Source organism: Secundilactobacillus yichangensis, from assembly GCF_016861565.1.
In the GTDB taxonomy this organism is placed as follows: domain Bacteria; phylum Bacillota; class Bacilli; order Lactobacillales; family Lactobacillaceae; genus Secundilactobacillus; species Secundilactobacillus yichangensis.
Map to the genome: position 1 here is coordinate 1 of NZ_BOLK01000012.1, position 15,541 is coordinate 15,541.

The 15,541-nt window shown below is 43.7% G+C and carries 11 protein-coding genes; 10 read left to right on the forward strand and 1 reads right to left on the reverse strand.

Annotation, left to right across the window (positions count from 1 at the left end; all coding sequences use genetic code 11):
- The 7 genes from JUE95_RS09475 to JUE95_RS09505 all read left to right on the forward strand — a co-directional run.
- Nucleotides 1–361 (forward strand): matrixin family metalloprotease (locus tag JUE95_RS09475; protein ID WP_203650997.1); only part of this gene is annotated, 361 nt, incomplete at its 5' end.
- A 412-nt stretch (nt 362–773) separates the two neighbouring features.
- Nucleotides 774–1,322, forward strand: a complete 549-nt coding sequence (locus tag JUE95_RS09480) for a toxin-antitoxin system HicB family antitoxin (RefSeq protein ID WP_203650998.1) — start codon at nt 774–776, stop codon at nt 1,320–1,322.
- Between the two features lies 1 nt (nt 1,323).
- A complete protein-coding gene (locus tag JUE95_RS09485; RefSeq protein WP_203650999.1) occupies nt 1,324–1,758 on the forward strand; it encodes a hypothetical protein in 435 nt (144 codons plus the stop codon).
- 156 nt (nt 1,759–1,914) lie between these two features.
- A complete protein-coding gene (locus JUE95_RS09490; RefSeq protein ID WP_235995408.1) occupies nt 1,915–2,772 on the forward strand; it encodes a C39 family peptidase in 858 nt (285 codons plus the stop codon).
- A gap of 388 nt (nt 2,773–3,160) precedes the next feature.
- Nucleotides 3,161–3,421, forward strand: coding sequence for a helix-turn-helix domain-containing protein (locus JUE95_RS09495; protein ID WP_203651000.1), 261 nt, complete (start codon nt 3,161–3,163; stop codon nt 3,419–3,421).
- A 112-nt stretch (nt 3,422–3,533) separates the two neighbouring features.
- On the forward strand, nt 3,534–4,691 hold the full coding sequence (locus JUE95_RS09500; protein WP_203651003.1) for a matrixin family metalloprotease: 1,158 nt from the start codon (nt 3,534–3,536) through the stop codon (nt 4,689–4,691).
- A gap of 160 nt (nt 4,692–4,851) precedes the next feature.
- Nucleotides 4,852–5,100, forward strand: coding sequence for a hypothetical protein (locus tag JUE95_RS09505; RefSeq protein ID WP_203651004.1), 249 nt, complete (start codon nt 4,852–4,854; stop codon nt 5,098–5,100).
- Between the two features lie 116 nt (nt 5,101–5,216).
- On the opposite strand, the gene JUE95_RS09510 is transcribed toward JUE95_RS09505, so the two are convergent.
- Nucleotides 5,217–5,672 carry a hypothetical protein gene (locus JUE95_RS09510; RefSeq protein WP_203651005.1) on the reverse strand — a complete coding sequence of 152 codons (456 nt, stop codon included), beginning with the start codon at nt 5,670–5,672 and terminating at the stop codon, nt 5,217–5,219.
- A gap of 411 nt (nt 5,673–6,083) precedes the next feature.
- Between JUE95_RS09510 and JUE95_RS09515 the strand changes: the two genes are divergently transcribed.
- The 3 genes from JUE95_RS09515 to JUE95_RS09525 all read left to right on the forward strand — a co-directional run bounded on the left by JUE95_RS09515 (nt 6,084) and on the right by JUE95_RS09525 (nt 15,507).
- Nucleotides 6,084–6,599 carry a sigma-70 family RNA polymerase sigma factor gene (locus JUE95_RS09515; RefSeq protein ID WP_203651007.1) on the forward strand — a complete coding sequence of 172 codons (516 nt, stop codon included), beginning with the start codon at nt 6,084–6,086 and terminating at the stop codon, nt 6,597–6,599.
- A gap of 137 nt (nt 6,600–6,736) precedes the next feature.
- Complete coding sequence (locus JUE95_RS09520) at nt 6,737–14,485, forward strand: DUF7601 domain-containing protein (protein WP_203651009.1); 7,749 nt, start codon at nt 6,737–6,739, stop codon at nt 14,483–14,485.
- Complete coding sequence (locus tag JUE95_RS09525; protein WP_203651012.1) at nt 14,452–15,507, forward strand: DUF7601 domain-containing protein; 1,056 nt, start codon at nt 14,452–14,454, stop codon at nt 15,505–15,507. Before JUE95_RS09520 ends, JUE95_RS09525 begins: the two co-directional genes overlap by 34 nt.
- Nucleotides 15,508–15,541: the final 34 nt, after the last annotated feature.

The following is a 15,541-nucleotide window of genomic DNA, read 5'->3' on the forward strand; positions in this document are numbered from 1 at the left end:
CCGCAGCGGGGTCGTTAACTTGGTGCCAACTTCAGGCAAGGCCGACATTACATTATCAAATGCTAACTCACCAATGGGCAAGAATGACGCCACCGTTGGGATTACTTATTCGTCATATTATAACAACAAGAACATGAACGGCTTATCCGTTTTGGCCAGCGCCAAATCATACGTCTACACCAACGTTGCCAACCGTTACCACTATTCAAAGGGTGAACGGACTAACGTTGCTGAACATGAACTGGGCCACGCCTTAGGTTTAGAACATAACGTGGGCAAGCACAGTGTGATGTATTACGCCACGCGTGATCAATCCGTATCAAAACCTGATGTTAATGGTTTGGTACACAGTTACCGTTAATTAAAAAATTGAATTAGAAATGAAATATCCATTCCGGGGGGAATGGATATTTTTTGTTTGCTTGGGCTACTATATTCTGCATGTTTTTCTTGAATAATAGCTGCAAATAATTTATGATGACACTATATACGGTGCGAGGTGATTATTATTGGTTCGTTAGAAAAGCTCGAAAAGCGGTTTAAAAAGCGACCTTTTGATAAAAAATTATCATTTGAAGATGCGCAGACTTTATTGGAACATTATAATTGCGAATTCCATAATCATAGTGGTGGTTCACACTATACGATTACAACTCCAAATGGTAAATTTCCTCAATCATTTGCCCGTCCTCATCATAATGAAAGTAATCTGAAGTCATATCAGATTAAGATTGTTAATGAAATATTGAATGAAGTCAAGGGAGATGAATAGTATGAAAGATTTAGACTATTACATGACACTAGCTTATAGCGCTACACTTGAAACTTTGGAAGAAGACGGTGATCGCTATTTCCGATTGACAATTCCAATCCTTCCAGGGTTGGAGGCGTATGGCGATACACTGACTGAAGCATATGAAGATTTGGAAGAAGCAAAAAAAGAGTGGTTTTTGGAATGCCTTGATGAAGGGATAACGATACCCGAGCCCGTTCTTGCACATGATTATTCTGGAAGGATGACTGTCCGGATGCCAAGAACATTACATCAAGTTTTATCAGATGATGCATTAAAAGAAGGCGTTAGCTTAAATAATTATGTAGTAACACTGCTTTCACAGAATAGTTCAATTCGTACAACAGAAAGTGTTACAAAGCAATTTTTAAGTGGGTTGAATGGGTTCATTACCCACCCATTTTTGAACAATATAAATAGTGATCATAGAGGTTCAAGTTATCGTTTACCTGTTAAAGCTGAGGAATACTCACTGGATAGTGTCAGCACAATTAATCCAGTAATTCAAGACTTGTTAGGAGGTCGATGATTTGAGACTTGGTGTATTAATTGTAAGAATAGATAAATTTAATTTCGAGAAAAGACAGGGACAAGAGCAGAGTAACGAAAATCAACCAGATTCCACCATTCGATTTTCGAAACCCGAAATACCAGAGTATGATTTAAAAACTGATGAAATATTAATAACTGCCACGACTCAGATTGATTATGAACAACCTAAATTTGTAACCTCTGCTGAAGTGACTGGAATTTTTAGTGTGGATAAAAAGTATGGTAATGTAGTTGGGTCTAAGGATAATTCCAATCTAGAGTTAGTTAAAGAATTGACAAATAAGATTTTCCCGATATTAGCTGCTAAATTCAGAGTATATACAGGACTTTTTTCTAGCGAGGTTAATTCTTTTTCCGTAATTCCCGAAATGAAGACTGAGTTGAGTAATCTACAAAAGGTAGATAAGAAATGAGATCGATTAAGTCTACTAGTCTAACAGTATTCCAAAACTTCGTCTGTAAGAAGCAATTTAAGCATTTTCATGAATCATGGTGAGATGAGTTATGCTTCTATAACTAGATTATGTTGTATTTATTTCAATTAAATTAACTGAGAGGATCTACATGTGATGAAAATGGTACGCTTAATTGCAGCATTGCTAATCAGTTTGTCAGTCGGTGCTGGTGCTATTGCAGTCAACACGGTGAGCGCAAGTGCTGCCACCAGTACCACTAACCAAGCGTATTACAAGGTCAGCAAGCTGACGAAGGTGAGCTACTACACGACCATGGGCTCAAACAGCTCACACAATTATGGTGTCTATGCCACCGGGGCGTACAAGACATCAGCCAGCAACCTGAAAGCGATTAGTACTGGAAAAACCTTTGCGGGTAAAACGATTCACATTACCAGAGAAGAAGTTGTTAACGGCGTGACCTGGCTGAAGTTCACCTACAACCACACCTACACGGGCTGGATCGAACAGAAAGCCACTGTTACCTCTACGTACCGGCTCTACGCCCCGCTGATCGGGCAACGACCAGAATTACCAACCGGCTGTGAAATTACCGCTACGGCGATGATGCTGCAGTTTGGTGGCGCTAAGGTGGATAAGATGAGCTTGGCTAAAGAGATGCCACGGAGCAGCAACCCGGATAAGGGGTTCGTGGGTAGTCCATACAGTTCCAGCGGCTGGTACGTTTATCCCGGTGGCCTGATGGGCGTGGTTAAGAAGCACATGGGGACCGCCAAGAACATGACCGGTGCCAGTTTGACCAGTATCAAGAGCCAGGTTCGCCGGAATCATTTGGTGGTCGTCTGGGTGGCTAACTGGGACGGTTTCAGCAACCACGCCTTGACGGTCACGGGGTACTCCAAGTCACGCATCTACTATAATGATCCGTGGACCAAGAAACGCACCAGCATGAGTTACAGCACGATGACGGCTCACCGTAAGGGCGATGCTTACCGAGCTTTGAGTTATTAATTTGAGCTAAAATCAAGAATGAAACGTTATGGTAATTCTGAATTAATTTCGAAAATGCTATAGTTGAATTTTACTAGTGGTATACACCAATATAGAACGAACAAAAAAGCACCAGCAAAGGGACAGTTTGCTGGTGCTTTTTCAATGTAATTCCTGTAATGGCAATCACTTAGGGGATATGATCGTGAACGTTACAGACTTTTTCGGTTAGAATTCATCAACCGAATAACTAAAGGTTATCATAGATAATTTCAAAAATCAAGAACACCCGTTCGGTTTTCGTTAATGTTATATCCGGTAGAATAGCACTTGTTTAAAACAAACACTTGGCAACTTTCTGTCGTAGATTATTGATATTGGCACACTTAACCAACAGGAGGATCAGAACGTGAAACAGACGAAGAACATTTTTGATAGACCAGCATTTGCTAAGAAATTTCACCAGTCCAGTATTCGTTACAAGTACGCGGTGGAGATTCACACGTTGCGGGCGGAAGCTGGGCTGACGCAGAGTCAGCTGGGTGAACTGATGAATGTTCCGCAGTCCTCGATTGCGCGCTGGGAAAACGGCGGTACCAACATTACCGTGGAAACGCTGGCTAAAATTGCTAGGGCGATGAACAAAGAACTGAAGATTGATTTTCGGTAAATCTTTGCGCATATCAAGCGAATTGAATTGCTAAATATGGTAGAATGACCGTATATAGAATCTGTTACATCACGTTTATGTGATACGTAGGTTTAAGGGGGCCATTCTAGGTATGAAAAAACTTGGCATTATCATAGTTGCAACGCTGTCATTTATGGGTGCAGTGGCGGCTGAACCGGCCGTATCAACGCCGACTGTTCAAGCCAAGACGAAGGTTTCAGTTGTTTCGAAAAAGTCGATGAGTACAACGAAGTACCAAATCGACCAGTCGAAAGCGAAGGGCGCGTATGCCTATTCAAGCAGCTTGAAGAAAAAGGCCTTTAAACTCTCAAGTGGACATAACACTATTTTCTATGCTAAGTCCCAAGAAACCGTTAAAGTGGGTAAGAAGACCCGGGTCTACTACTACGTTAAGTCTTCATCTAACAGCAAGTTAGCTGGCTGGGTATGGCATGGCTACTTAATTAAGCCGATTTTATCCAATTCACAAGTTCAGAAGTTAGTCGCTTCTGGTCAGGATTTAAACCCGTCGTCAACGATACTTAATCAGCCGTCAGCGTTTTACAGCACTTATCGCTCATACCTGCGAAAAGAGTTTAACATGACTGGCCCATTAACCCCCTTTAACGATCATAAGGCGCGTGTATACGTTGCCGATCCTGATTTAAAGACCTATGCTACAAAAGCGATGGGCGTGTGGAACAAAGCTTTAGGCCGGACGGTATTTGTCAGCGGGACTGCTTCCCATCATGAACTGGTTATCGACGCCAAACCTTCCAAGGAATGGGATGGCCTGAATGACGGGTCACATCTGTACCTGAGCTCAACCGCGCTGAACGATAAGTCCTACATGGACAGCGTGGCCGATACACCAGAGATCCGCGCGCTGTATAATCAGTATGAGAGCGTGGCGGAAGCTTACAAGGACGCTACCAACGGCTCAGCTGAAAAGAAGGCTTATTTGGCACAGGGACACACCCTCTACGATCAGCTGATTGCTGCGCAGAAAGCTGCCGCACCATCGGCTAGCTCATACTGGGAAGGTGTCACGGTCCACGAACTGGGACACTCACTTGGCCTGGATCACACGCCATATTTGACAGACATCATGTATGCTGAAACCAGCGATGATGGCTTCAGCTCCAGCGTGAACGGCAAGTACAACTGGAATTTGCCTAAAGATCCTAACGATAGTCGTCGTGAAACACCAACGTTGTCATCTCGTGATGTGAACCGCGCTAAGTTAGGCATGAAACTGGGTTACTGGTAGAATTTAATCACGAATTTAACTCACCTGATCATTGGTCATTTGGCTGATAATCAGGTTTTTTGTTGTCTTTACGTAACCTTTACACAACCCAAACGAAATCAATATATTGAGGGCGTATACCTAAGCTAGATGATACGGATGGCTAGTGGAGGCGAGCAATATGAAATCTTTGAAAATAATTGTTGTTGCGCTGTTATTGTTTGGGTTGAGTTTGCCAGTCACAGCAAGCGCGTCGGTTGCCCGAGTCCAACCAAGAATAAGCGCCCAGATTCAAGTGGGCAATCAAGATAACCAGATCAGGTTCTGGGGTACGAATGATCCGCAGAAACGTCAGAATACGGTGATTGGCCTCTCAGCTTTAGTGATGGTTGGTGTGATCGCCAGTTGGGCCCGCCGCCGATTTTATTAATTTAATAACAAAAAGCCCGTTATGCCTGAGCACATGCAAACTCAGACATAGCGGGTAATTTTTTTATAGTTTGGGGAACTTATTCAGTGTTGCCTGGCATAGTGCCAGTCTAGTCGTTAATCGGTGATCAGCCATTTGTAAAAACGCTGCAGGCCGGATGGTCGGTCTTCGGGGCTCTGCTTGACAACAATCAGGTTAATCGATTGGCCAAGCCGAACATTGCGCAGTGTTTTGATATTTTTTAAATCAGTCTGATCAAACGTGTAGTCAATCGGAATGTGGTCATTAATACCGCTGCCAGCTTCAATAATATCGCTGTTGAAGATATCCGTTACGTCTGCGTTATGGCCGGAAGCATGGCTAGTTGACCAATAGTAAGTCCTAAGCATACGACCCTGCCGCGTAACGAAGTGCACGGTGACGTGCTTGCTGAGCATTTGGGGCGTGCGAGGCATCAGTTCCCCAGATTGAAGATTGCGTCCCCGCGTCAGTAGTGATACGCCAAATACGGTTGACAGACAAATAAAAATAAGGGCAATAGCAGTGTGTCTTCTGGAAATTCTGGGTGCCAAAACGCACCTCCTTTTAATGTCATCTCTCTTATTATTTGTTAGTATGCCAGACAAATATCCCCAAACTAAGATTTATTTATGAAGAAATTGTGAACGGAAATTGGTTTTTCTAATTTCTTAAAGAATTTTGGAGTCGAAAAATATACCGAATAGCGTGCCCCGTACGTCAGGTATTAAGATGAGTTTGTTTTTTCTTAGGATAAACTTTCAGTAACGGAATTGGACTAGACCGTTTATGAAATGAACAGATAATGATGTTGTGTTTAAAATTGCTAAAAAATTGAGTACCTGTGTCATTCACATTTAAGCCATCACCGCTTGCCGATTTTGCCACCGTGTTGTAAATCGGTGATCTTGCTAATCTACTCTCGACCATAGCGCTGTGGATCACTTTTAAAAGGGGTTCATATAATGGATAGAACAGCACAGGCAGCTTTTGAATTTTTAGCAGAGGACGACCATCAATTGATTATCTACGGTGCGTTGAAGAAGTTGGGCGTTCGCCAAAACGACAGTCAATTTGAAGATTTAGTTCAAGAAGGCTGGTTATTGTTCGTAGCGATTTATCAGAAGTATCCGCAGGAGCCAGCCGAATCACCGAAGCAGTTTCTGGCATACGCGCATCGGGCACTGTACCGGAGTTTCTTGAATCAGTTACAGGCCAAGCAACGGGAAGCAAAGCATTTGGAGACTGGTGAGGTTGATTTATCAGGGGTTCCGCAGACGCTGGATGTATTAGCGGATACCATTGACACCGAACTATTGAAGGGGTGGCTGGGCAAATGCAATGAAGCGGAACGGCGCTTCTTGATCGACCGTATTTACTATCAGCTGACACCCAGTGAGATCAGCAAGAAGTGGGGCGTCTCCCGCCAGACCATTTACAAGTGGCAACGGCGGATTCGTAACAAGCTGATGGACGTCTAACATGATTGGCACTGTCATTTCAAGAAATATGCTCTTCATAATTTTGTTACAAAAAGTCCAAAGTGTGCGCATATCTATTTGGTATGTTGAATGTGTTAGATAGGACACTGCTTATAGATGTGATTGGAGGCAATCTTATGAGGAAGACGCTGATTAAAATTGTTTCAGTGATCACACTTGTATTCGGAACTTGCTACCAAAGCGTGCTGGCTTTGGCGGATGATAGGGACCGTACCGAACTATCCGGCGTCCAGCTAAGCGATTCAAAGGGTAATAAGTTACATCAAGTGAAGGTCAATGAGACCAACGAGCTGGAAATGACAGTGACAGTCAATAATAAGGATGGTGAGAATAAGGATGGCAAGGCGGCAATGTGGCTGCCTGAAGATCAATTAAAGGTGCTGCAGGAACAGGTGAAAGCGGAATCCGCCGTGACGGATACTAACGCGACCCTGATCTTTGAACGCCGTAAGAATAATCAATCATTGGTGGAATGGAAGAACGTGGAGACTAGCGCAACTTTCAACCTGAAGTTGCCGGTTCAATTCACGTCAACCATGACCAGTATGGCGTTGCCAATCGCTTTGGGTACGCAACACGGATACCTGCAGCCATTGTCAGTGGTCAGTGAAGATGCAACTGAAGAGGAAATGAAGGAAGCTGGTACGCCAACTGACTTACCAGCAGATATCTTAGGTTCTCTGACTTCATTTATTAACTCGCAGCAGGCTCAGCAAGCACAACAAGCACAAGAAGAACAACAAAAGCAGCAAGCACAGCAAAACGCTGAGCAAGAAGCGCCTGCGAAGGACGAAAATGAAGACAAGGATACTGTTAAAGAAGAGGCAGCTAAAGAAGAAGCTGAAGCTAAACGGGACGCTGAAAAAAAGGCCGAACAGGAAGCTGCAGATAAGGACAAGGAAGCTGCTAAGACCCGTGACGCACTGAAGAAGAACAGTAAGACGGCGGATGCGGAGAGCAAGACGGATGGTGCGAAGCGGGAAAGTCAGGATAAGAAGGAAACGCGGGCTGGCAATGATTTGGGTACGCTGTTAGGAAAAAATGACGGTGCCGACCGCAGTCTGTTTAATTCTGTAGCCATTGAACGTGATGGGAAAATCACAGAGCTTAAGGCAGACGAACCACTAGATGTTAGTAACCTAAAAGATTTTAGAGTCCACTATAACTGGGATTCAGATACCTTGCTGGACAAGTTAAATGGTTACGACATTAAAGAAAATGACTTCTATACTTTTAAAATTTACGGTTTAGCAGAGGTTAACGAAACCAAAACTGGAGACATCGCTGACGGTGGCGAAGTTTTTGCTACTTGGACACTTGTACCAGGCAGTGACAGCAAAGGCGCATATCAAGAAGTGACGATTAAATTTACCAATGAAAAAATGAACGCAACGAAGGTTAATTACCATTTTTCACTTGAACAAGTGTTTGAGAATAAGGGACCAATCGACTTTGAATATAATGGCACATCAACATGGACGGTTGACCCAACAGAAACCAAATCGCTACTAGCTAAGAGCGGTCAGTTTATTGGTAACCAACAAATCGAGTGGAAGATTACCTTAAAAAATGAAGGTGACGTGAAATTCAGTGACATCGTACTGGAAGATTTAATTAACACTAAAGGTGCGAAACACAGTTTTGTCGAGGATAGTTGGAATGCCTACTATTCTGACAAATCTGAAGAAGATGGCAACCTAAAAGATAACTTCACGCCAAAATTTGATGGGAATAAACTGACACTTAAAGGTAATGGCGATGATAAAGTCACTGGCGACATTACGTTTACTGTCAGAACTTCCTACGATGCAAAAGATGATGGTGCGAGCGTAAATACTGAATTTTGGAATGAAGTAAGCGGTCAGATTGGTGAAAATATTAAGCTAAATAAGGACGAGGCTAGTGTATCGACTACTGAGTTAAAGAAGTCCGCAACCAATTATGATCCAGAAAACGGCGTCTACTCTTGGAAAGCTGAGATTGATTTTGACTTGGATCAGTTTGGTAACGATGAGCAAGCCATGGAAGCTATCCAGAACATGGTAATAACGGATACCCTAAAAGGTGCACACGAATTTGGCAAAACTCCCGCATTGCAAATTATGATTGGCGGGGCAGATGTTACTACTAGATTTACTAAAGATCCAGATAAGAGTGACAGTAAGACTTTAGTCCTGACACCAAATGAAGGTACAGCAAAAGACCTATATAATTTGCTGAAGACAAATAATACAATCACGCTGACTTATGATACTGAAGAAATTGCCGGTCAAGTGGGCACTGTGCGAAACAACATTGCGCTTGAACTTGAAGGCAAGACTTCTAACGTTGAAATCCCTGGCAGTGGCGGAGGATTAGTTGTTAAATCAGGTAAGCTGTCACGTGATGTGCATGATGACGGAAAGGCACATATCAACTGGACGGTTACAGCTAATGTGGGTAAGCGTACTTTTACAACTCTCACGGTTGTTGATGTGCTACCAGAAGGTGTTACGCATGCAGACGTCAACAACATACAAATCAAGGTTGGTGATGTAACTTATCCAGTAACTGAAGCTATGTTGACCAGAGGTTCTGTTGAAAATAGTGCTAAAGTACCTGGTACTACTCTATACAACTTTAGTGACGACCCAGATAAATATGATTTAAAGGCGCTTAAATTTACTTTTGATAGTAATTTCTCTGGTAAGCAGATTGATATCACTTTCGATACTGCTCATGAATGGGGCAGTGAATCACATACTAACTATGTAGGTGCCGCAACGGATAGCGGCCGTTATCAATATAGTGAAAAGAAAGTTACTATTGATAAACCAATTCGTGACGGGGCAGAAAAGTCAGGCGAACTGCACCTTGACCAAAAGAACGGTGCAAAGGGTACTAACTACGTGACGTGGAAAGTTAACTTTGGTAGTCACTTAAACCACTACTTTGGCAGTGATGAAGGCCTGACTAACAAGGTCACGATTACGGATACCCTAAACGCTGATGGTCCTAAGTACTTGAAGTTCAGCGACTCTAATTACAAACTTTATTCGCTGACCAACAACGGGGCTGATAAAGAAGAGATCGATGCGGATAAATATAAGCTGACGTGGGAAGATAACTCTGCTGATCAGCGGACATTTACGATTGAATTTACGGAAGCTGCAAAGGGCGAGAAGTATACCAACTTCCGATTAGAATTGGATACGCCAATCGACCTTGAAGCTTGGCAGAAGGGTGATGAAGATCCATCCTCGATTCCACCGGTCCACTATTTCCATAACAAAGCGCAAGTTAGTTATGGCGATATTGATCTTGATGAAGTTAGGGCGGAACAATCTGTAAATTCAAAGGGAATTTATGGTCAGAAGACCAGTAAATCCGCGGGTACCAACGTTATCGGATGGGAAGTTATCATGAATGCCTATGGCAAAGACATTGGCTACCCAGAAATTACCGATGAACTATCCGCTAACCAAATGCATTCGGTTGACCCTAAAGATCTTGAATTAGCGTTTGTGACGCCTATATTCACGGCGAATGGTAAAGACTTCAATGTTGAAGTTGATCCTGAGAAGCCAGAATTTAAGTTAGAAAACGGCAAGGATTACACGGTTAGCTATGACACTAACACGACCTTTACCATCAAACTGAATACTAAGGTTGATCGGCCGCTGGTTGTGAGATACAAGTCAATCATGCTAACACAGGCGAATGTCTATACGAACAAGGTTAAAATTTCGGCTGGCAGTCATTCTACTGAATACGGACACAGACATACCCTTGAAGGCTCTGCCTTTATGCATAGCTGGGGACTGCGATTCCGTAAGATTGACGGTGATACAAAGGAACCGCTTCCTGGCGCAACTTTCCAACTGCAGCAGAAGGTTGGTAACGGTGAATGGGAAGATGCTAAACGGATGGATAACAACAAACCGTATGCCCCTCAAGTATCCAATGAAGAAGGTTATATTCAATATCACCTGATGGGAACTCGGGCAAAATACCGGATTGTTGAAATTTCCCCACCGGAAAACTACACCGGTTCAATGGCACCGTTAGAATTTGACAAAAAGTCAGCTGAAGAGGCAGGCTGGGATAAAAAAGTTCATGAAATTGAGAATTTCCCAACACTTCCCGGTAACCTGACACTTAGCAAAGCAACCAAGAACCTTGATAACGGCCGCAACTTTAACTTCGAAGTTCGGGCAGTGGATAAACAAGGTAACGTAAACACTGGGCTTCAAGGCACTTACAAGCTTCAAGAAGTTGGCGAAGTGACCTTCCACAATGGTGTCAGTGAAGAAGTTTCGGTACCTGCTAACAAAGAACGAACAATTCTCGGATTACCAACTGAAAAAGTTGACGCCAGCGGAAACAAGTCCACTCAGTATTACGATGTCCGAGAAACAAGTACTAGTGATGAATACAATACACAGGTTGCGGTGGGTAATGACGATCCAATTTGGAGTAAGCAGACTAAGCCGTTTGAGCTGAGTACCAATACAGCCACTCCTGTGATGATCTTCTTCACTAACACGGCCGCTAAGGGTGACTTAGTGGTTAGCAAGACGGTTAGCAGCAAGACTGAAGACGAAATGGATGCTAAGTATGACTTCACGATTCAAGCTAAGAGCAAGGAAGATATCGATAAGGTGGCCGGTAAGACTTATGAGGTTGACGGCGCCGGACTTGATGAACTGAAATTTGACAGCGCTGGTAAAGCAACCTTTAGCCTGAAGCACACTCAGAAGCTGACGGTAATGGGCCTGCCAGAAGGCGTTGAATTAACGGTTACTGAAGAAAAGGTTGATATGACAACCACTTGGTCAATCAATGGCGGTGATTATACAAGTACCAGTAGTCCAGTGACGATCAATCCTGACAAGGCGCAGATGTACGAGTTTAAGAACAGTACGGAAAAATCTGGTCAGCTGCAGATCACTAAGCAAATTGCCGGTGAAATATCAGCCGATGAAGTCTTTAAGTTTGAAATCAAGGCGGATTCAAGTGTTGATGGTAAGTACCCATACGAGACCTATACCGTTTCTAACCAGCATCCTGGCCAAGCCGGAATGGTTGAGTTTAAGGGTGGGGAATTAACGACACCATTGACCTTAAAGGGTGATGAATACGTTAAGATCACCAATTTACCACTTAACAAGGAATTTGCCGTGAAGGAAGTTGATCCTGACGACAAGGATATTCAAACGACTTGGCAGATTGGCACTTCCAAGGAAGCAGGCCGAGACGCTGATCCAATCACACTGAGGAATGAAAATGATATCGCTAGTGTAACGTTCACAAACAAGCTGCCTAACGGGTCATTAACCTTGAACAAGGAAGTTTTAAACCCACTCCCAGGTGATCAAAGTATTCGATTCAATTTCACCATTCAAGCTGATAAAGATGATGTTGATAAGGTAGCGGGCAAAACTTTCACGGTTGAAGATAACCGTCATCAACGAGAAGATATTACGTTTAAGGATGATGGACAAATCACACTTCAATTACGTCATGATCAAACAGTGAAGGTACTTGGCTTGCCTGCAGGTATCCACCTGAAGATCTCAGAAGAAAAGCATTCTGACTTTGACATGATCTACGAAGTTGTTGGCGATGAAGATGCAGATGATGAGGACAGCGACGGTCCGACAGTGACGGTTCCGGATGGTAAGAACGTATCCGTGAACTACACAAATGAACAGTCGACTGGTAGTCTGATTTTAGAGAAACACGCAGAAGGTTCATATCCAACGAACAAGGATATCGAATTTACCATTGAAGCCTTAGGCGACAACAAAGATTTAACTGGTGAATTCAATGCAACCTTAACACGTGCTAACGGTTCAACCACAACTCGGGAAGTGAACTTCGATAAGGGTGAAGCTAACGTTTCAATGAAGCCAGGTGAACAGTTAGAAGTTAAGAACTTACCTAACGGTGACTATACAGTTACTGAAGAAGATCAAGATAATTCAGTAACGACCACTTGGAAAGTTGGCAACGATAGCGGCGATACTTTAGAAGCCCCAGCGGCTGTTAAGAAGGGTGGCGTTACAACTGTCGAGTTCACTAACAGGATTGATGATGGCGACTTGCTGTTAGAAAAACGGGCAGAGGGTAACTATCCTAAAGACAAGGACATTGGATTTACCATTACTGCTTTAGATAAAGATGGCAAAACAGCAGATTTCAATGGTAACTACGAAGGAACCTTGACACACACTGATGGCACGACTGTTCAGAGAAATGTTGAGTTCAATGAAGGCGAAGCTAAAGTAGCCATTAAACCGGGTGAAAGACTGCTGGTTAATAACTTGCCTACTGGACAGTATCAAGTGTCAGAAGATGAACAGAACAAAGATGTGGTAACTACTTGGGACATTGGTAGTGCCCAAGGTCCACGGGAAGACGAAAATCCTTTAATAGCCGATCCAGTGGAAGTTAAAGAAGGCGATACAGCTAATGTTCGCTTCACTAACAATCTTCCTGTGGGTAACCTGATGTTAGAAAAACGAGCAGAAGGTTCATACCCAACGAATAAAGAAATCGGCTTTACCATTACCAATGTGGATGATAAGGAATTCACAGGTGAATTTGAAGCAACCTTAACGAGAACCAATGGAACAACCGCACCGCGGAGAGTTGAGTTCTCTGAAGGCGAAGCTGAAGTTCGTATTTACCCAGGTGAATCATTAAAGATCAATGGCTTACCTCTTGAAAGCTTCCAAATTGAAGAAGATAAGCAAGATGATGCTGTGACGACAACTTGGAACATTGGCAATGAGGAAGGTGAGAATGCAGTCGCTGATCCTGTAGAAATTAAGGAAAACGGGACGGCTCATGTACGTTTCACTAACTATATTGCTTCCACTAAGCTAGAACTGAATAAAGTGGTTGCTTCTCATGATGAAACGGATAAGGACAAAGAATATGGATTCCTGATTCGTGCAGTCAATGATACTCAAGAGAAAGTGGCCAATAAGGAATATGATGTTAGTGGAATTTCAGGTCAAAGTAAGATTCGATTTAACGAAGAGGGTCAGGCTACAGTTTCTCTGAAAGCTGATCAGAAAGTGACAATTTCTGGCTTACCAGAAGGCGTTCAACTAGCTGTTATTGAAGAAGAAGCACATGGCTTGACACCGACTTGGAAGGTGAATGATATCGGTAGTTACCAAGAAATGACCGATACTAACCGACCAGAAGTTACTATTGATGAAGATAAGACTGAAGCTGTTCAGTATCGGAATGTTCGCAAGGTTGGTAGTCTTCGAGTAGACAAGGTCGTTAAGGGTGCTTACACTGATGACCACCGTAAGTTTGAATTCAATGTGGCTGCTCAGAAGATTAAGGATAAAGATACCGATACCGAAGGCGAAGATACTGAAGGTAATGAAGGTGAAGACACTGACAGTGAAGATAACCCAGACGAGTGGGTTACTAACGAAAACTTTGATGGCAAGTATAGTCTGAAAATCTATGACAGCAACGGCTTAGTGACATCAACAGATGTTCAGTTCAATGGTGGTATTGCTAAAATTGAACTGAAAGCTGGTCAGTACGCTGTTATTGACAACTTACCGTTGAATGAAAAGGAACAGTTCCAAGTTAGCGAAGTAAATCCTGAGATTCCTAACATGTCTACAACTTGGGTTGTAAACAACGGAACTCCGGGAGAGGACTACGTGGCTGATCCGGTGGTGCTGGATGAAATTGACCAGCAAAAGGTAACCTTCACCAACAGTCTCGAAACTGGCAACCTGGTTCTTGAAAAGAAGCTCTCAGGTGAGATTACTGACGCTGACAGAAACCAGACGTTTGAATTTACGGTAGCGCTCAGGTGGAAGACAAAGATAATCAGGGCGAATGGCTGACGGATGAGACATTTGCTGGTGACTACACGGCAACCAAGACTACTGCTGATGGACGACAGACTACAAGCAGCGTGACCTTTACAGATGGTCAGCTGACGGTTTCCCTAAAGGGTGGCGAACGGTTGCAGATCAGCAACTTACCGGCAAATATGCGCATGGTTATCAGTGAAACACCAGATGGCGACTACGAAACTAGTCATCAAATCGACCATGGCAGCGTCACACCGGGTACGACAACTGATCAGATCACGATTCCAAATGGTGGGGATCAAGCCGTAACGTTCATCAACAATCGGCCGGCTCAACCGCAGACCGCTTGGTTATCAGTGACTAAGTCAGTTCTCGGCGAAAACGGCGAACGTGATCGTGGATTCGAATTCAGCATTCGCTTCCTCGATGATGAAATGAACCCGTTAACCGGTACCATTGGTTACGTTAAGACGTCACCAATTGGCGGCTACACGCCTGGTCAAATGATGCTTGACGCGAATGGCAATGGCACGTTCACATTGATGGACGGCGAAACGATTCGCTGGCAAGTACCAAACGGCACGCACTATCAGATCACTGAAAGTGACTACGCCGCAGATGGTTACCAGACAAGTATCAGTCAAGGTCAAGCACCAGAACGTGAAGGCTTAACAGCTACTGGTGTACTGATGACCAATGACCCGGCAAATGCCAAAGTTGTTTATTACAACCGTGCGGATCCAACTCCTGAAGACGAACCGCATACACCTGAAAATCCGGGTACAGACATTCCAGGATTCGTGCCGCCTGCTCCAGAATCAGGCGGTACGGGCACACCGGGTAGTGCGGGCTCTCTCGCTGGGTCAGCTACGCAAGGAACTGCTGGCACAACGGCACCGCAAGCTCACGTTAGCGGTAGCAGCGCTGGTACTAAAGGATTCTTGCCTCAGACTGGCGAATGGATCGCACGGAACTGGGTACTCTTATTAGGCCTTGTGATGCTGTTAAGCGCGATTGGCTTGATGGTAAGATCAAAACGTAAAAAGGGATGATGAGGTTTCTAATGACGGCTAGCAGAACTTCAGT

Bases quoted from the DNA above. Each gene is read 5' to 3' on its own strand.
- JUE95_RS09515 (WP_203651007.1), top strand. From the start codon at position 6,084: ATGGATAGAACAGCACAGGCAGCTTTTGAATTTTTAGCAGAGGACGAC.
- JUE95_RS09505 (WP_203651004.1), top strand. From the start codon at position 4,852: ATGAAATCTTTGAAAATAATTGTTGTTGCGCTGTTATTGTTTGGGTTG.
- JUE95_RS09500 (WP_203651003.1), top strand. From the start codon at position 3,534: ATGAAAAAACTTGGCATTATCATAGTTGCAACGCTGTCATTTATGGGT.
- JUE95_RS09490 (WP_235995408.1), top strand. From the start codon at position 1,915: ATGAAAATGGTACGCTTAATTGCAGCATTGCTAATCAGTTTGTCAGTC.
- JUE95_RS09480 (WP_203650998.1), top strand. From the start codon at position 774: ATGAAAGATTTAGACTATTACATGACACTAGCTTATAGCGCTACACTT.
- JUE95_RS09520 (WP_203651009.1), top strand. From the start codon at position 6,737: ATGAGGAAGACGCTGATTAAAATTGTTTCAGTGATCACACTTGTATTC.